The organism is Ruegeria sp. CK2, assembly GCF_056536585.1.
The window spans coordinates 1-16,752 of record NZ_JBQFPW010000016.1; the positions used below are offsets into that span (position 1 = coordinate 1).

Below are 16,752 nucleotides of genomic sequence, written 5' to 3' on the forward strand. Positions count from 1 at the left end.
TACCGCACGGCACGATTGAAGCTTGGCTTGGCAAACGTCAAAAAGAAAGCCGCCATAGCGGCAGATGCAGCGAATTCACAGTTCGTCCGCAGTGTGTGAGTTCGACCAGCGCCGAATTTTGCGCCTGCAGCGAATGTCCGGAAAGAGGGTTGCAAACGCAGCATGGCAACAGCATGCCGAATGTCTCTTATGGGCCGTTTTCACACATCTCGATAAACTGACTTGTCGGCAGCTTTGTCCGCCTCGCGCCAGTTCATGCGGCGTGCAGCAAAAATCGTGCCTTACCAGACCGGCCTTTAGTGTAGATCGCGGCGAAGGCGTCAGGAGAGCCCAAATTGTAAAACGCTGCACGGCGCATGAACGACTGCTTTGGGTATATTGAACGGTGTCACATCCAGTCGTCGTAGACCAGGCCCTCATAGACGCCCGCCACTGCACCCGAAAAACCAGCATTATAATCCGTTGCAACTTCGTTTGAGACGTAGTTGCTGCGCACATCGTTATAATCACCATTCCGGGCGGGGCCGCCGACCAGCGCCCCATGGAGGATGTAGGCGTTGGGCTCGGGGTCCTCCACATGCGTTTTGCCTGATGCGCTGCGATGATGCGGGTTCAGGGGGAAATCTTCGCCGAAGCCAACCACAAAGCTCTGTTCATCCGGATTGTCGCCCATCATGAAATCTATTTGATCAGAGGCGAAATCCAGCAAATCCTCTACCCGCTTCGCATTGTCATCGGGATCAGCCTCAGCCAGATGTTTCGCGTGAACCGTGGCCAGAAGTGATGTATTGGCTGCATAGCGGTTAGCCCCCCATTGATCGACCCAGGCCAGGCCATCGTTGGTGTCGGTCCCAGGCGTGGTCGCGATGTCCTCCATCCAGTAATCCAGATGCCGGTTCAGATCATCAATATACTGTGCATCCCCCGTTTGCTGCGCCAGCAAAAGCGTGGTGCCGTTACTCATGTTGTCCCAGCCATAGGCAAAACGGGTGTTCGGCTCCACATAGTAGTCGATGGATTTCTGCAGATAGGCCTCGTCTCCGGTGGCCTGGTAAAGCCAGTTTGCAGACCATGACAACTCGTCCTCATAGCCGCTCCAGGAATAATAGAATTGTGCGGCATCAGTCACGGTGTCCGTGTATTTTCCCAAATACATCTCGGAGAATTCGAACAGCTGAACGGCATTTTCGAGCAACTCGTCGGCGTAGACCGTATCGCCTTGCGCGCGGAAGAACATGGATGCAGAGGCCATGGCGGCGGCCGTTTGGGCGGTAACCTCTGTTCCGGGGTTTTCAGCATCAAGGGAATAGACTGGACGATCCATCAGCATGTCCTCCGGGGCGCCCCAAAAGGCGTGGTCGTCGTTGCCGTCCCCCACCTGGGCATGGAACACGTCATCCGATAGATCCGCCGTGCCTTTGTCGTCATAAGCATTCAGGAAATAGTCATTGAGCTGGCGCAGATGGTCACTTAACGCGTCATAGGCGCCCGTGCCTATGTATCCGTCCTCAAACTCGAGCCCACCCCAGGCAAGGGTCGTTGCGGTGCCAGCCATCGGCAAGCCGAACTTCATATGGTCGCCCGCGTCAAACATGCCGCCAGACAAATCGCGTCCGACATCCGAACCGTCATCAAGCGTTGAATCCCAACGCCACGAAATCGGGTGATCGTCAGGCAGATCGCCCGCATAATTGGCATAGTAAAACTGCATGGATTTGTTCAGAACGGCGTCGTAGTCGGCTGCACCAAAGGGCTCACCGTCGTCTCCACCAAGCGGAAGCGTAACGCCGTCATCATCCGTGGTCGGTATCCCGCCTGCAGGCTCTGCGCCTTCAGGCACGGTTATCGTGCTGCCATCTTCCATGTTCGCCTGAAAAACGAGGCTTCCCAGTTCTGAGGGTTCTTCGCCCACAGCCGCAAAGCCGAAAGTGACTGACTGACTGGGGGCGATATTGGTCGTCCAACCCTTGGCCTCAAAGTTGGTCATGTTGCCATGAATACCCAAATCACCACCCCATGCGCCACGGATTGCATACCCAGTGGTGTCAAAATCCAAAGACCAGTCCTCTATGGTCCGGTCGGTTGTGTTTGTGATCGTGATCTCACCCAGGAACCCGCCTTGCCAGCGATCGGCGACCTCGAAACTGATCATTGAGGATTTCCCGCCTGATTCTGTTGCTGCCACTTCACTTCGTTCGTTGCTGTCCGCGTCGGGCAGGGGCTAGGCGTCATGTTTGAGTGATGCTCTGTCATACAAATCTCCTCTAGGAGTTGCGTCGCCATTTGGATCGTGTATGTCTGCAACGTCGTTGCTTTGCGACCATAAATGTTGCTCTTGAAGTCGTTGCGCAAAAAGCTGCTGCCCAGACTGATCATCTCCTCCCAAGCGGCCGAGTTTTTGGGCTGAACTTCAGGCTGGAGCTCAGACCGACGCGATCAAATACCAAAGCCGACATCGGCCGCAACATCCAGAACGGCAGAATAGTCCCGCAGTGTGCGAGTTCATCGGTCGCTCAACAACGCACGCGCAGCGAAAGTCCGGAATGACGGGTCGCGCCGCAGCATCGGTTACTATGGTTGGACGGCAGCATTGGGCCGTCATGGCCTTCCAGTCGGCACCGGTCGATAGCGGATTAACACTTGTTCTACCGTTGGATGCTTTCAAGATAGAACAGCAGTCCGGCGAGCTCTCTTGGTGTCGGGGTTAATACACCCTCTATTTCAACTGGGACAAGGTCTTCTACCATTGCACCGCCGAACTCAGGCATCACTCTGGAGAGGTGGCTGTTTTGAGGATCGCCATAGATGTAGCTCAAAGCACGTGCTTGCGGAAAACTTCCGCCATTTCTCTTGCTTAGTGTGGTCAGATCCGGCGGCACAACAAGCAAACCGGCAGCTTCTGGACCATTCCCTCGAGTCTCGACGCCGTGACAAGACGAACAATTGGCCAAAAAAAACGCTTCTCCGTCAGCGCGGGTAGGCATCACGTTATCGTCCCGGACGAATTCTGAGCATGATGCAACAAGCATTGTGACAAGCCATGTCAAAGCGAAACGACGAGTACTGATCATACTCCTCTCCTTCTCCAGTGGGATTAACGTACAAATCACTCCTCGGGCATTAATGCGAATTTCCTTGAATGGATCAAAACAGCCGAAACACCAGCATTTTTTCGCACCCAACGCTGCGATGAGTTCTTTAGACCTTACCTGGAGTCTGCGCAGATGTGTCACGTGAAACGACATGCACTCAGTTTGCCTTTTTGCGTGCCTTCGGATGTAGAGCAGCGCCAAGGATGTGATCTGATCGGTGTACTACGTGATTTGCCTGCCCAACAATTAGTGGGTCCGGAGCCCCGACGACCCCGAGGTCTTTTCCGGGGTACTCCAAAGTAGACAAAAAGTGACGCATGCAATTCAGTCGAGCCCGTTTTTTGTCGTTGGACTTGACGATTGTCCACGGAGCATCTGCTGTGTCTGTGTAGAAGAACATCGCTTCTTTTGCTTCGGTGTAGTCGTCCCACTTGTTGAGGCTGGCCTTGTCGATGGGAGACAGTTTCCATTGTTTCAAGGGATCTGTCTCACGGCTTTTGAACCGGTTCTTCTGCTCTGGCTGTGTGACCGAGAACCAGTACTTGTAAAGCCGAATGCCAGACCGCACGAGCATGCGTTCCAGTTCAGGGGTTTGTCTCATGAATTCCAGATATTCGTTGGGGTCACAAAACCCCATTACCCGCTCAACACCTGCTCGGTTGTACCAGGACCGATCAAAGAAAACCATTTCACCGGAGGTGGGCAGCTCCTGAACGTAGCGCTGGAAGTACCACTGTCCGCGCTCTTCATCGGTGGGCTTGTTCAATGCGACGACTCGGGCCGCTCGCGGATTCAAATGCTCCATAAACCGTTTTATCGTGCCGCCTTTACCAGCTGCATCACGTCCTTCAAAGAGTAGTGCGAATTTCTGTCCGGTCTGCTGTGCCCAAATCTGAGCTTTGAGCAGTTCCGCCTGGAGCTTGGCTTTTTCGGCCTCGTACAAGCGTCGGGACATTTTTCGTCGATAAGGGTATTCGCCGCTTTCGAACGCGTGGCGAACCCTTTCAGGGCTCGGAATCGATTGCATCTCATTCGCAACCAGCTTCGCTCCGTCTGAAGCCGCCGATTTGTTTGTCTCTTGTGCAACGTTGTTGGCTATCGCCATTCCCATGCTTTCATCTCCTGTCCCTATACTTGCGAGGGCACTAGCAGATCCTGGTTTTCAGCGCTTTGATCGGTGTCAACGAACCGTTAAAAATCACATTTTCTTGAGGGATATGTGTCAGCGGGACGGTATTCTGCCGCCCAGAAACGGCTAACACATAGGCGTAGAATGTTAGAGGGTAAAGCTGCGTCAGTCCGCCCGCGCGCGAAACACTCTAATGATGGCGGCGCAGACCGCCATTGTGGACATTGCCGCCAACCACAAGGTGAGATCCGGCGTCTGGACCACGATGCTTCGAAGCGAAAGACCGATAGCCCAAGGCAAAGCAAGAACGACCGCGAGCACCATTACAATATCGGCGGCTGCACTTCGAAGCGGATGGCGCGCTGGGTCCCGCCCCATCACAATGCGCACAAAGGTGACTGACTGGTGGAGTAACACAAGACCCAACCCGCTCCAGAACAATATCAGCCAGGTCCGATAACCGAGCTTTGGTAGTCCGAGAGGCCCTCCGGCCAAGTGAAGGGCAATATCGTTGGCGAGCCGATGGCTGGTTGGTTGGATCGGCAGTGGTAACACCGAGGACGCGTTTGTCAGCACCACGACAGCTGCGTCCTGCTCGGGAAGAAGGATCATCTTTCCCCGAAAGCCGGGCAGGACGCCGCCATGCTGGACCGTTCGAACTCCGGCCAGATCGGCGTTTCGCCAACCCAACCCGTAGGTGAAGCCGTCGCCCTGGGCCGTCCCGTCGTGCATCTCAGCAAGACCTGCTGCGCTGAGGACTGTCTCCTCGCCCCACGTTCCATCACCCAACTGGAACTGGAGAAACTTCGCCATATCCGAGACACTTACTGTTATCCCCGCCGTGGCCAGACGCCCGGGTTCGAGTGGGTGATCAGCAGGCCTGGGCCAGACGAACCAATACTGGTGGCCCGTGGATCGACATTCTTCGTGTCGCGCTCGACTTTGTTCGATGCCGAGCGGGGTGAATACCTGATCCGCCAGAAGTATGTCGAATGATGTGCCGCTGACCGTTTCCAACATGCGTGCCGCGAGAAGATAATTGGCACTCGAATACGCATGGCGCGCCGCGGATGGGTCATTCAATTCTACATCCGCAAGAACCTCAATGTGATGTGCGAGCGATGTATCCGGCGGCAAGTCCGGCGTTCGGGTTGGTACACCACTCGTGTGTGTCAGCAACTTACGCAGAGTAATGTCGTGCCAGACGGAACCGCCCATGTCTGACAGTTCGGACAGTGTTGCACCGACAGGACTGTCGAGCGCCAAGCGTCCCGCTTCGATCAGACGCGTCGCAACCAATGCAGTGATGCCTTGCTCATTGATCCGATCACAAAGCACGTGTCTTCGTGAACGGGCCGACCGCGGCCATCTTCACCAAAACCCTGCAGGAACAGAACCTGCGATCGCCGAACAATGGCGATGGCAGCGCCCGGTACGCGATCACGTTCAAGCGTTCGACGGACATGTTCTTCGATGGCATCGAGGTCGGGATCGGGTACCTGAGCAAATGCGGATACGCTAGAGAACACGAAAAGCAGAATCGTTGTCAGGCGTGCGATGTTTGCGTGAAGAAAAACGCCCGTAAAGACACTGAGTAAACGCGAGAACAATCGAACACCCTGCCTGAAAGAATAAGGGCAAGTTTGCAGCAAAGGTGGTTTGCCAGCCAGTGGCAATCATTCTGCTGAGCAGAAAACAGGAAATGCTCGGTCAATGCGCACATCTCCCGCGGTCCCGACCTCCAAGCTGATTGCGATTTTGCGGTTGCAGCTAAAGTCCTGAGTCCGCGCTGCGACCGCAGCATTAAAGACTGTGCTCAAGGTCGGCTCTGGGCCGCGAATGACTTCACCGATTCAATTGAAGGGCCGACTCCTTTGTGGCTCACAAGTCAGTTCAAAGCTCATGTAAGCAGTGCCAACTAGAGCGGGAGGGCCTCTTCTGTCGACACTTCATGTATACTGTTCGGTTAATAACGCTGATCACCGTTGTTTCAAATTTTTCGCAAGTATGCCCAAGAGACGTACCCCTTGAGCCCACGTGCGCGCTCCAAGGAAACACGGCACCATCGGGTGCTACCGGTTTGCTCGCAACTGTGAACTCGTACGGCGGTTCCATTTGGCAGACCAACGATCACAATGTAGCCTGTTCCAGGCCCACCACGCATTTTCAGCATGTCACCGTCTTCGACGCCAAATACCTCGTATCGTCCGAGCGAGGCGGCGGCTGCCGGTTCGATGTTCATGATGGCCACCAGGAACAATGCCGCTAGGGGAAAGAAGATTGCATTGCGCATCGCGATGTCCTGCTTGTTGCCTCAACTACAATCGTAGCAATTCAGGTCACAAAGATGAACAACTCCAAGACAGAAATATGAGAATTCCCAAAGCTTCAAGGCATGATTGTCCCGTCAAATGATTTCCGCAAATGAAAATCTAGTGCGGCGCGATCCCGACGATAGACAAGATATGGTAAGTCTACTCCATGTTTTGGCCAATGACCAAAACAGTGCTTATCCTTCCCGGAACAGCGCTGATTTACATCCCAGTTTTGATCCAGCGGTTCAGCGAACGCTGGCGATTTGGCGTAAGTGTCGGGACTCGTCTCCATTGCACTGTGGCGGCGATGTTGGCTGTCCCCGCGCTTGTTTTGGCTGCCAACACGATGAAGCTGTTTGCTCATGATGGGCATGGAACTCCTGCACCGTGGGATCCACCTCAAAAATTTGTGATCAGTGGACCTTATCGTTTCGTACGCAATCCCATGCTTTCATCGGTCATCCTAATGATATTGGCTGAAGCCGTGGCGCTGAACAGCCCGCTCCTGATTAGCTGGGCGTTAGTGTTTTTTCTCCTCAATACGGTATGCTTCATATTCGTAGAAGAGCCGGAGTTGAAACGACGCTTTGGCGAGGAGTACCTACGGCACAAGGCGGCGGTGCTAAGATGGGTTCCAATGTTGCGGCCGTACGAACCCTCAGGCGCCAACGGCAGTTGAGCTACAAGTTTTTTGGAGTGTGTGAATTCACAGGAGACCAGATACTACGTGGTAGGGAAGTTCCGGTCTGGCAAAAGCTGCGCCGCCGCGCTGGGTTGAATGGTGAATGTCTCTTATGGGGCCGCAGAGCAGACCCTGATGCCGTCTGAACCGGCCTGATGGCCTACTGAAACCGTCATATGACCGCTTCGAGCCCTACCGGAATCTTGCGGTGCCACACCAAAAGCGGCCGATAGATGGTTTTGACGTCCTAGTTGCTAGAGTTGATCAGGGTCAATGAACTTCGAGATCAGCGGATACACAATCCTAGCGAACCATTTAGCAAAAGGAGTTCAAAGATGGTCGAGAAATCTCACACCAGTGGCTTTTGGCCCTCAATCTATGATCCCTTCCGGCAGATGGGCCAGCGAGTAGCAGAGTGGTTGGCTCCAGCTTCTGAAGCTGCCGGGAATGACAATGCGTACCGAATTGCCGTCGAACTGCCGGGCGTAGAAGAAAAGGACATCCACCTAAGCGTTGAAGACGGGGTGGTTTCGCTTACGGGCGAGAAGCGGACGGAGCGTGAAGAAAAGGGCGAGACCTGGTTCTTTTCAGAGCGGCAATATGGATCTTTCAGCCGCTCTTTCCGTCTGCCACCCGACGCCGAGGGAGATAAGGTCGACGCTCATATAAAGGATGGTGTTCTGACAATTACTATCCCAAAGACAAAGCCCAAGAAGTCGGACGCCACTAAAGTGGAGATCCGCAAGGGTTAGTAGTCGGCAAGAACAGCGAAACTGTTTTATATACTGAAATGATAGGTTCCCACCGAACAGGTTGGGGTCGCTTGTCTATAACGGCGCCCGCGCCCGCACTGCCGCCGCTGATCGCGTCGCGACAGACTGCAAGCCTTTACGAAAGCGTCGGACGTCCGCTCAGGAGCCCTTACCAGCCATTGCCGAGTGACTTTGCCGCTGCGGGTGCATTCAGCAGGTCCATCCTGAAGCGGACATTGGATTTGAGCCGCACTTGGCAGGTTAGCGGAAAAACCTGCCAGCTTGGATGATCGTCTTTTCACTAGCGTAAAATTGCTGGTTGTTTTCCAGTAGACCCAAGAAAAGTTGCACGCCAACAACGCTGCCATACTCTTGGAACTGAAATTGTCTGAGAAAGAGACTGAAGACTTAACTCCGTTTATGAGGCTGCTCAGTCCTGTACACAGTCACCCGAAGTTCAAACTTATGGCTTCATTCCTGCAGATCAGGTCAGAAAAAAACCTCTGTTCGCTACAACTTACGTGAGAATATCTGCAGCATCTCCGAAGGGAACACAAAAATCCATCGAGATGTCCAAGACTCACTCCCCAAAAACAATGAGTGAATGGCGTGACTTACCTTCCAAAGTAGTTTTTTTGGCTGCAAATGCATCTGCCCTTTAAAAGAGTTTGTTCCAAGTAGTTTCGAAATGTCCGCACAACACCGGTTGTCTAAATTTTTTTGTTTTCAATACAGTTAGGCGCTGTATCTTGAGCGGCAACGACCAGCGTTGGGACGCGGGAGATTTCACAATGGAATTGATTACAGAACAGCTGCGCGCTTTCCCGATCATGGCACTGTTTCTTTGTCTGGGTCTGGGATACGGCGTCGGAAAGCTTCGGGTCGGCAAGTTCGAACTGGGGGGCATCGCTGGCACGTTGTTGGTAGCGGTTTTCATTGGCCAGATCGGCGGTATCAACCTTAGCACCGATGTTCAGAATGTTTTCTTTTCCCTCTTCATATTTATGGTCGGCTACAATGGCGGGCCTCAATTTTTTGCGGCCCTGAACCGAACTGCGCTGACCAAGTTACTTGCCGCGTTTATGATGACGCTCTGGGGGTTGTTTTTTGTTATAGTCGTTGCGCGGTTGGCCGGCTTGGATAAAGGGCTGGCGGCTGGATTGGCCGCTGGTGGCCTGACACAATCTGCAATCATTGGTACCGCTGGAAATGCCATCGATCTGCTTGGGCTGGCCGCAGACGAGGCGGAAAAGTTGAAAACCAATATCGCCGTAGGATACTCGGTTACTTATATCTTCGGCTCAATCGGCCCAATATTGGCAGTTAGTGTCATTCCAATTATTATGCGTGTCGACCTGCGGCAAGAAGCGATTAAGCTGGCTCAGAAACTCAGCGGCGGCGGTCGCAAACTAGAGGAAGGTGAGTTCCTTCCTATGAACCGGTTTGACGCCCGAGCCTATCAAGTAAATGGCGATGCAACCATTGCTGGAAAATGCGTCAAAGACATCGAAAGCGGCTATGATGGCGATCTGATCGTCGAACGGTTACTCCACGATGGCGCTCCCGTGGATCCGATTCCTGAAACAGTAGTCAATGCCGGAGATGTTGTGGTCGTCTCCGGGCTCGTCGCGACTTTGACTCAGTTCGAGGGTAGCGCCAGTGGGGAAATCGGAGAGTATCCTCCTGAACTGACAGTTGTAGAGGAACGTCGTAACGTAGTGGTCACCAACCGCAGACTGACTGGTAAAACGTTGGCGGAATTGCGCGAGGCTCTGACCGCGGATCAGAGGCGCGGTGTTCACATCTCAAAGATCACCCGCATGGGCCATGATGTCCCCGTCCTGCACAACACTGAGATCCACGCAGGTGACGAGGTCAGCATTGTCGGTCACAAGGACGACCTGAACCGAGTTGCGAAAGTTGCGGGCTACGTGCCGCCCTCGGCCTCGGTCACCAATTTCATTGCATTGGGGATCGGCGTGGCCATCGGCTATCTGATAGGAGAGATCAGTTTTGTCATCGCGGGAACGAAGGTGGCTTTGGGGTCCGGCCTCGGTTGCCTTGTTACAGGATTGATCATCGGCTATTTGCGCATCCGGCGACCCAAGATCGGCGGTATTAACCGTGGGGCCGCGAATTTCCTTCAGAGCTTTGGTTTAGCTGTGTTTGTTGGTGTCGTTGGCCTCAATGCAGGCAAACCTGCACTAGAGGCAATTCAGGAATATGGGATCACGCTGCTGCTTTTGGGTGTAGTGGTTACTTTGATGCCCATGATCGTGCAGTTCCCGATCAACTATTTCGCTCTGCGCATAAAAAACCCGGTTGAGGCCTGCGCGGTTGTGACCGGATCACGCTCGGGCAATCCTGGTTTTGCGACACTGTTGGAAAAAGCCGGGAACTCGACACCCACACCAGCCTTCACCATGACCTATGCCGTGGCCAACATCTTTCTGACGCTTTGGGGGCCGCTGGTTGTTGCTTTTGTTGCGTAAGTCGAGCCGAAACGGGCGAGGCAACCGGGATCAAAGTTTTGAAGGGTGAGATCAGCGTGTGTGCTAATCATCCCGCTGATCCGTTCCTCTTCGCTATTGCGAGATTTCAACCGTGCAAGGGAAGTCCTTTCGAGGCACGGTAGGCCTGCACGTAGCCAGTGGCCACCGCGCGCACTGCAATTCCGATCTGGCGGTAAGCACTATCATCCAAATTGGCGAACGAGACCCGCGCCGACCAGTTAGGCGCGTCAAAGCCCGATCCATTCAGCAAAACGATCCCGTGATCCTGAGCCAGTTTGAAGGATATATCTAGCGGGTGAACATTCTCCTTGATCCACTCAACCACCTCTTCGCCCACGTATTTACGAAGCCAGAATTCGAAGTCGATGATACCGTAGTACTTGTCGAACAGCGGGTTATCGGGAACTTCGATGCCCATCCCTTCGACCAATTCGTCAAAGCGATGTTTCAGAATACCCCAGCAGAATTTCTGATAGGTTTTCTCTTCATCCATAAGCTCGACCAGTGAAAACAAAGTCATCATCACCTGCTGCGGCAGTGACAGACCTGCGGTGTGGTTCAGCGCAACATCGCGGCTGTCGGCGACGATCCGGTCGATGAACTTGAACGAGGATGGATCAGGTGTCAACGTTTCGTACCGGGCGTTGACGACGGCCTTGGTTTCGTCCGTAGCCTCCGCAATCATCTTGTCGAAGATGTTGTTCTCGGCCACCAAAATCGCACCCAAACGCCATCCGGTGCAACCAAAATACTTGGAGTAGGAATAGACCCCGATGGTGTTCTCAGGCAGATGCCCCATGACCGACTGAAAGTTTGGAATAAAGGTCCCGTAAACGTCGTCAGTCAAAATGATCAGGTCCGGACGGCGGGTTTTTACGAACTCAACAAGCCTGGTCATGACTTCGGGGCTGATTGCAACAGATGATGGGTTGCCCGGGTTAACCAGAAACAGCGCTTTGACTTTCGGATCGGACAGAAGTTCGAAATCATCGTCGTTCAGTTGAAAGTGGTCCTCTTCTTTCGAAGATACATCCACTGTGTTCAGCCCATAGTCTTCAAGTACCGGCATTTCCAGATAGGGTGTGAAAATCGGTGTACCCAACGCAATGGTGTCGCCGGCATTCAGCAACCGCTGGTTCTTGAGTGCCTTGAAGATGTAACACATCGCAGCGGTTCCACCCTCAACCGCGTAGATATCGAACTTCGCATCCGGTCGGTGGCCCGCGCACATCGCCCACATAACGTATTCGTGGACAATCGCCTCGTTGTGTTCCATGCAACGGTCGGGCATCGGGTAGTGGTCGCCAACAATACCGTCGGTCAGCTCAAGCACGAAATCGTCCGGTGTAAAACCAAACTTCTCAATCGCAAAATCCACTACGGCCACCAAAGTTTCCGCACCTGGAGGGCCGTTTCCTTCAACCGACTTGGCGCAATACGTTTTTAGCCGGTCATAACAGCCTGGCCCTTGCGGCATCCCAGCCAGACCGACCTGCGGCTCATTGCGATGGCGCTGTGCTTCTGTCATAGCGAATTGTCCTAAAAGGAAAAATGCCTCCCGCGCTTTAGTGGCGATCCAGTTAGGGTTCCCTCGACCGGCATTGAGATATGGCAGAGCCATCTGCCGCGCCTCTTTTTGCGCCAACTTGATAAGTTCGTCTTTGATTTGGAAAGGACTTAGGTTTTCAAATTTATGCAGGTTGAGCGATTCTGGCATGACATCAAATCCTTGCGTTAAAACAGATGACGTAGTTTAGCGGATCGCATGCAAGGCAATGTGTCAATGAAAACAACACTATTCGAAGGGAACGGCGTAAAACCGAGGATTACGAGTCTTCATTACAAGTCTTAGCTGCAACCATTTTGCAAGGCATACAGAGTGATTGAAATTGCGCCGAGGCTTTAGGCTCGAAGCTGACATCCACGAAAATTTGCAAAGTTTGCTATTCTGCGTAAAACGGACGTTCGTGGCTACTGGTACTGCGCATGCAGCGAAAGTCCGGAAGGTGGCCAGCTAATCCGTGCCTTGCCTAGCAAATTGCAGGCGCGGCGAAAGTCTGTTTTGTCCGCCTTCCAGACCTTGCAACCGCCAAAGCTGGATCTATGACCCACCGAAAGCATCAGATGACCGCTTCGAGCCCATTTGACATATGCTGCGCATCGCGCCAACAACCGCTTTATCCCGGCTTCTCGGCTGCTTCCTTGGCACCTTGCCAACAGACACCTTCAAGTTTGTATGCTTTCACGAGTATTCAACTGTATGGGGAACTCAGTTTTCTGCCCGGCACATTTCTAAAATGTTCCTTATCGAATATCGAGCCAACTCCGGCGGGTTATGTCGAAAGCTTTACAAAATTATCGTGTAAATATAATAAGTAAATATAGAAATGATGGTTTTATAGACAGAAATTCCGATAATCTGTTGAGAAGTTTACAAAATTATATTTTAAGATTAGATAGTTATTGTCTAATTTTTCTGGGTGTCTCCATACTCAATTTGCACGAATGTGCTTTTCCATCATCTGGAAGAGGAGCCAGGCGTTGGAAAGTGAAAATGGGAGGAATCTATGACTAACAAAAACGTCACACGCCGCGGCGTGTTGAAGTCTGGTGCCGTCGCAAGTACCGGATTAGCCCTACCTACTATCTTTACAGCTTCATCTGCCGCAGCTTACACGAATGAGCCGACAGGCTCTTCGGTTGTTTTGGGTTTTAACGTACCTCAAACCGGACCTTACGCTGAAGAAGGCAATGATGAGTTGCTCGCTCAGCAATTAGCCGTCGAACACCTGAACGGTGAAGGCGATGGCGGTTGCATGAATACCTTCTCTTCGAAGGTTCTCAAGGGCAATGGTATCCTTGGCAAGAAAGTCGAATTCGTTACTGGCGATACCCAGACCAAGTCGGACGCTGCTCGTGCGTCGGCCAAATCCATGATCGAAAAAGACGGGGCGATCATGATCAACGGAGGATCGTCCTCGGGTGTGGCTGTTGCTGTTCAAGGCCTTTGCCAAGAAGCTGGCGTAATCTTCATGGCCGGTCTGACCCACGCGAATGACACCACGGGCAAAGACAAGAAAGCCAATGGTTTCCGCCATTTCTTCAACGCCTACATGTCGGGCGCCGCGCTGGCGCCAGTACTTGCAGCTGAGATGGGTAAAGAACGTCGTGCGTATCATCTGACGGCCGACTACAATTGGGGCTGGACCCAGGAAGAGTCGATTGTTGCATCCACGGAAGCCATGGGATGGGAAACGGTTAACACGGTCAAAACACCGCTCGCATCGACGGACTTCTCGTCCTACATCACGCCGGTTTTGAACTCAGGTGCTGATGTTCTGGTTCTGAACCACTACGGCGGGAACATGGTGAACTCACTGACCAACGCCATTCAGTTCGGGCTGCTCGACAAAGTCGCGAATGGCAAGGACTTCAAGATCGTTGTGCCATTGTACTCGGAGTTGATGGCCGCTGGCGCGGGCGAGAACATCAAAGGCGTGCTGGGTTCGATGAACTGGAACTGGCAGCTGCAGGATGAGGGCACCAAAGCCTTCGTGAAATCCTTCGGTGAAAAGTATGGCAAGCCACCGTCAAACTCCGCCCAGACCTGTTATGCACAGACGTTACTGTATGCAGACGCGTGTGAGCGCGCAGGCACCTTCAACCCATGTGGTGTTGCAGAGGCGCTGGAGGACTTTGAGTTTGACGGGCTGGGCAACGGCCCGACCTGGTATCGCGGAGCGGATCACCAGTGCTTCAAGGACGTACTGGTTGTGCGGGGCAAGGAAAACCCGACCAACGAGTATGACACGCTGGAAATCGTGGAGATCACACCGCGCGCGCAGGTCGAGTACGATCCTGAGCATCCGATGTTTGCTGGCGGCGAACTGGGCAAGTGTAATCCCGGCGCTTAAAAAACTCTGGCTGAGATCTGGCCGCCACTCGGCGGCCAGACACTTGTGGCCGGGTAAATCAGCCCGACCGATACCGCTCAACACATTCTGACCAACCTTGAGGTGGGCCGATGGACGCCATCCTATTGCAGATACTCAACGGGCTGGACAAAGGTTCGGCTTATGCGCTCATCGCGTTGGGCCTGACTTTGATCTTCGGCACGCTCGGTGTGGTGAATTTTGCCCACGGGGCCCTGTTCATGATCGGTGCGTTCTGTGCCGTGACCGTGCAAAAGCTCATGGGCCTGAGTTTCGAAACTCTTGACGAAACCCAGAAGGATTTTCTGGGAAACCCGTTAAAGGTTGAAACCCCTTACGTCGAAGCGTGGTTCGGTCCAGAGGTTGGCGCCACAATCATTGACTGGTCCGTCCCGCTGGCCATTCTTTTTGCGATCCCGATCATGTTGCTGGTCGGGTATGTGATGGAACGAGGTTTAATCAAGCATTTCTACAAGCGCCCGCACGCAGACCAGATTCTTGTGACCTTCGGCTTGGCAATCGTTCTGCAGGAAATCGTCAAGTATTTCTTTGGTGCGAACCCTATCCAGACACCTGCGCCAGATGCGCTAAGCGGCTCGATTGATTTAGGCATCATGGTCGGCTTTGATACGAACGCAATAATCTATCCAATCTGGCGGTTGGTTTACTTTGGCTTTGCTGTCGCAATCATCGGTGCGGTCTTCTCATTCCTGCAATTCACAACCTTTGGGATGGTTGTCAGGGCCGGGATGGCGGATCGCGAAACCGTTGGGCTTTTGGGTATCAACATTGACCGAAGATTCACTATCATGTTCGGCATCGCCGCTGCTGTAGCTGGGCTTGCCGGAGTGATGTACGGGCCGCTGAACCCTCCAAATTATCACATGGGTATGGACTTTCTGGTTCTCAGCTTCGTCGTGGTTGTTGTCGGCGGCATGGGTTCATTGCCTGGGGCAGTATTGGCAGGGTTCCTTTTGGGTATCTTGGAAAGCTTTGCCTCAACGACCTGGGCCACCACTACGATACCCGGCATCAACCAGATCATCATATACCTTGTTGCCATCGTCGTGCTGCTGACGCGCCCGCGAGGGTTGATGGGCCGCAAAGGCGTGATGGAGGAATAAACAATGTTGGGACTGAATAAAAAAGACACCAGCTTACTCATCGTTGTTGCTATCCTCACGTTGTTGGCACCGTTCATTCTGAACCCGTTCCCAACCAACAGTGCAATGGCGCAGTTCAACGCGGGATACCCGGACCTGATGCAGCGCTTCGTGATTTTCGGGATATTCGCGATCGGATTTAACATTCTGTTCGGCCTGACGGGTTATCTGTCCTTTGGCCATGCGGCTTTTCTGGGGGTAGGTTCGTACTCTGCCGTCTGGATGTTCAAACTGCTCAGTTACAGCGTTATCCCCGCTATCGCGCTGAGTGTTGTCGTGGCAGGTTTGTTTTCACTACTCATCGGCTTTGTCAGTCTGCGTCGTTCGGGAATCTACTTTTCAATCCTGACTCTGGCCTTTGCACAGATGAGTTTTGCCTTAGCCTATTCGGTTTTGTCCAACCCAAAGTTTAACCTCACTAACGGCGAAACAGGGCTGCAAGTTTACTCAGACGACCCGCAGATTTTGCAGAGTGCGAACGCTCCGGACTTGCCACATCTGTTCGGTGTCCCGATGCGTGCGACCTATACTCTGGACGCCGGGGCCTGGAGTTTCGACTTCAACGCCGGATACTATATGTGCGCCGTGATCATGATGGTGGTGTTTTATCTGGCGATCCGCATTTTCCGTTCGCCATTCGGTATGATGCTTCGCGCCGTAAAATCAAACCAGCAACGGATGAACTACACTGGCCTGAATTCCAAGCCCTATACATTGGCGGCGTTTGTCATTTCGGGCATGTATGCTGGTCTGGCTGGCGGGCTGATGGCGGCCATGGACCCGTTGGCAGGCGCAGAACGTATGCAGTGGACCGCTTCGGGTGAGGTTGTTCTAATGACCATTCTCGGTGGGTCTGGCACTCTGATTGGACCGGTCCTGGGAGCAGGTTTCATCAAGTACTTTGAGAACATCTTCTCAAAGATCAACGACAACGTGCTTCACAGTTGGTTTGCATTCCTACCAGACGGGCTCGAGGACGCCGTTGTATTCGTCATACACCCGTTCATCGGCAAAGGATGGCATCTGACACTTGGCATCTTGTTCATGCTTGTCGTGATTTACCTTCCAGGCGGTCTTGTTGAAGGAGGTCAGCGCATCTTGAACCGCTTGAAACGAAAGAAGCCACAAACCGATGAAACCAAGTCGGGCGAATCCGAGCCGGCAGAATAGGGGT

General features: G+C 53.2%; 13 protein-coding genes and 1 pseudogene. 8 read left to right on the forward strand and 6 right to left on the reverse strand.

What is annotated here, in order from left to right; translation table 11 throughout:
* Window positions 1-221 (forward strand): hypothetical protein (locus tag ACR0BU_RS19995; protein ID WP_480736667.1); only part of this gene is annotated, 221 nt, incomplete at its 5' end.
* A gap of 167 nt (window positions 222-388) precedes the next feature.
* Here the strand turns inward: ACR0BU_RS19995 and ACR0BU_RS20000 are convergent.
* From ACR0BU_RS20000 to ACR0BU_RS20015, 4 genes and pseudogenes are all read right to left on the reverse strand, one after another.
* The gene (locus tag ACR0BU_RS20000; RefSeq protein ID WP_480736665.1) at window positions 389-2,152 is read right to left on the reverse strand and encodes a glycoside hydrolase family 9 protein; all 1,764 of its coding nucleotides are present in this window, start codon (window positions 2,150-2,152) and stop codon (window positions 389-391) included.
* A 493-nt stretch (window positions 2,153-2,645) separates the two neighbouring features.
* Complete coding sequence (locus tag ACR0BU_RS20005) at window positions 2,646-3,071, reverse strand: c-type cytochrome (protein ID WP_298938366.1); 426 nt, start codon at window positions 3,069-3,071, stop codon at window positions 2,646-2,648.
* A 178-nt stretch (window positions 3,072-3,249) separates the two neighbouring features.
* Window positions 3,250-4,119, reverse strand: a complete 870-nt coding sequence (gene ppk2, locus ACR0BU_RS20010) for a polyphosphate kinase 2 (RefSeq protein ID WP_298938370.1) — start codon at window positions 4,117-4,119, stop codon at window positions 3,250-3,252.
* A gap of 267 nt (window positions 4,120-4,386) precedes the next feature.
* A pseudogene (locus tag ACR0BU_RS20015) lies at window positions 4,387-5,642 on the reverse strand (serine hydrolase domain-containing protein).
* On the opposite strand from ACR0BU_RS20015, the gene ACR0BU_RS20020 reads away from it, so the two are divergent.
* Window positions 5,568-5,819 (forward strand): hypothetical protein, encoded by a 252-nt coding sequence (locus tag ACR0BU_RS20020; protein WP_480736679.1) that lies wholly within the window; start codon window positions 5,568-5,570, stop codon window positions 5,817-5,819. The pseudogene ACR0BU_RS20015 and the gene ACR0BU_RS20020 sit on opposite strands and share 75 nt — an antisense overlap.
* Window positions 5,820-6,211: 392 nt before the next feature.
* Here the strand turns inward: ACR0BU_RS20020 and ACR0BU_RS20025 are convergent, their stop codons facing one another.
* Window positions 6,212-6,463 (reverse strand): SH3 domain-containing protein, encoded by a 252-nt coding sequence (locus tag ACR0BU_RS20025; protein ID WP_480736678.1) that lies wholly within the window; start codon window positions 6,461-6,463, stop codon window positions 6,212-6,214.
* A gap of 251 nt (window positions 6,464-6,714) precedes the next feature.
* Between ACR0BU_RS20025 and ACR0BU_RS20030 the strand changes: the two genes are divergently transcribed.
* The 3 genes from ACR0BU_RS20030 (at window position 6,715) to aspT (ending at window position 10,462) form a co-directional block, all read left to right on the forward strand.
* Window positions 6,715-7,215, forward strand: a complete 501-nt coding sequence (locus ACR0BU_RS20030) for a methyltransferase family protein (RefSeq protein ID WP_480736664.1) — start codon at window positions 6,715-6,717, stop codon at window positions 7,213-7,215.
* A gap of 338 nt (window positions 7,216-7,553) precedes the next feature.
* The gene (locus ACR0BU_RS20035; RefSeq protein ID WP_480736662.1) at window positions 7,554-7,970 is read left to right on the forward strand and encodes an Hsp20/alpha crystallin family protein; all 417 of its coding nucleotides are present in this window, start codon (window positions 7,554-7,556) and stop codon (window positions 7,968-7,970) included.
* 791 nt (window positions 7,971-8,761) lie between these two features.
* Window positions 8,762-10,462: an aspartate-alanine antiporter gene (aspT, locus tag ACR0BU_RS20040; protein WP_480736660.1), complete on the forward strand. Its 1,701-nt coding sequence runs from the start codon at window positions 8,762-8,764 to the stop codon at window positions 10,460-10,462.
* Between the two features lie 106 nt (window positions 10,463-10,568).
* Here the strand turns inward: aspT and ACR0BU_RS20045 are convergent, their stop codons facing one another.
* Entirely contained in the window at window positions 10,569-12,200 is a 1,632-nt protein-coding gene (locus ACR0BU_RS20045; RefSeq protein WP_480736659.1) for a bifunctional aspartate transaminase/aspartate 4-decarboxylase, read from the reverse strand.
* An 850-nt stretch (window positions 12,201-13,050) separates the two neighbouring features.
* On the opposite strand from ACR0BU_RS20045, the gene ACR0BU_RS20050 reads away from it, so the two are divergent.
* The 3 genes from ACR0BU_RS20050 to ACR0BU_RS20060 all read left to right on the forward strand — a co-directional run bounded on the left by ACR0BU_RS20050 (window position 13,051) and on the right by ACR0BU_RS20060 (window position 16,748).
* Entirely contained in the window at window positions 13,051-14,397 is a 1,347-nt protein-coding gene (locus ACR0BU_RS20050) for a substrate-binding protein (protein WP_298937630.1), read from the forward strand.
* Between the two features lie 110 nt (window positions 14,398-14,507).
* On the forward strand, window positions 14,508-15,539 hold the full coding sequence (locus ACR0BU_RS20055; protein ID WP_298937629.1) for a branched-chain amino acid ABC transporter permease: 1,032 nt from the start codon (window positions 14,508-14,510) through the stop codon (window positions 15,537-15,539).
* Between the two features lie 3 nt (window positions 15,540-15,542).
* The gene (locus ACR0BU_RS20060) at window positions 15,543-16,748 is read left to right on the forward strand and encodes a branched-chain amino acid ABC transporter permease (protein WP_480736658.1); all 1,206 of its coding nucleotides are present in this window, start codon (window positions 15,543-15,545) and stop codon (window positions 16,746-16,748) included.
* Window positions 16,749-16,752: the final 4 nt, after the last annotated feature.

What these genes read in the sequence shown, in the direction of transcription:
- ACR0BU_RS20000 (WP_480736665.1), bottom strand. Translation starts at nt 2,152, where the DNA reads ATGATCAGTTTCGAGGTCGCCGATCGCTGGCAAGGCGGGTTCCTGGGT.
- ACR0BU_RS20005 (WP_298938366.1), bottom strand. Translation starts at nt 3,071, where the DNA reads ATGATCAGTACTCGTCGTTTCGCTTTGACATGGCTTGTCACAATGCTT.
- ppk2 (WP_298938370.1), bottom strand. Translation starts at nt 4,119, where the DNA reads ATGCAATCGATTCCGAGCCCTGAAAGGGTTCGCCACGCGTTCGAAAGC.
- ACR0BU_RS20025 (WP_480736678.1), bottom strand. Translation starts at nt 6,463, where the DNA reads ATGAACATCGAACCGGCAGCCGCCGCCTCGCTCGGACGATACGAGGTA.
- ACR0BU_RS20030 (WP_480736664.1), top strand. Translation starts at nt 6,715, where the DNA reads ATGACCAAAACAGTGCTTATCCTTCCCGGAACAGCGCTGATTTACATC.
- ACR0BU_RS20035 (WP_480736662.1), top strand. Translation starts at nt 7,554, where the DNA reads ATGGTCGAGAAATCTCACACCAGTGGCTTTTGGCCCTCAATCTATGAT.
- aspT (WP_480736660.1), top strand. Translation starts at nt 8,762, where the DNA reads ATGGAATTGATTACAGAACAGCTGCGCGCTTTCCCGATCATGGCACTG.
- ACR0BU_RS20045 (WP_480736659.1), bottom strand. Translation starts at nt 12,200, where the DNA reads ATGCCAGAATCGCTCAACCTGCATAAATTTGAAAACCTAAGTCCTTTC.
- ACR0BU_RS20050 (WP_298937630.1), top strand. Translation starts at nt 13,051, where the DNA reads ATGACTAACAAAAACGTCACACGCCGCGGCGTGTTGAAGTCTGGTGCC.
- ACR0BU_RS20055 (WP_298937629.1), top strand. Translation starts at nt 14,508, where the DNA reads ATGGACGCCATCCTATTGCAGATACTCAACGGGCTGGACAAAGGTTCG.
- ACR0BU_RS20060 (WP_480736658.1), top strand. Translation starts at nt 15,543, where the DNA reads ATGTTGGGACTGAATAAAAAAGACACCAGCTTACTCATCGTTGTTGCT.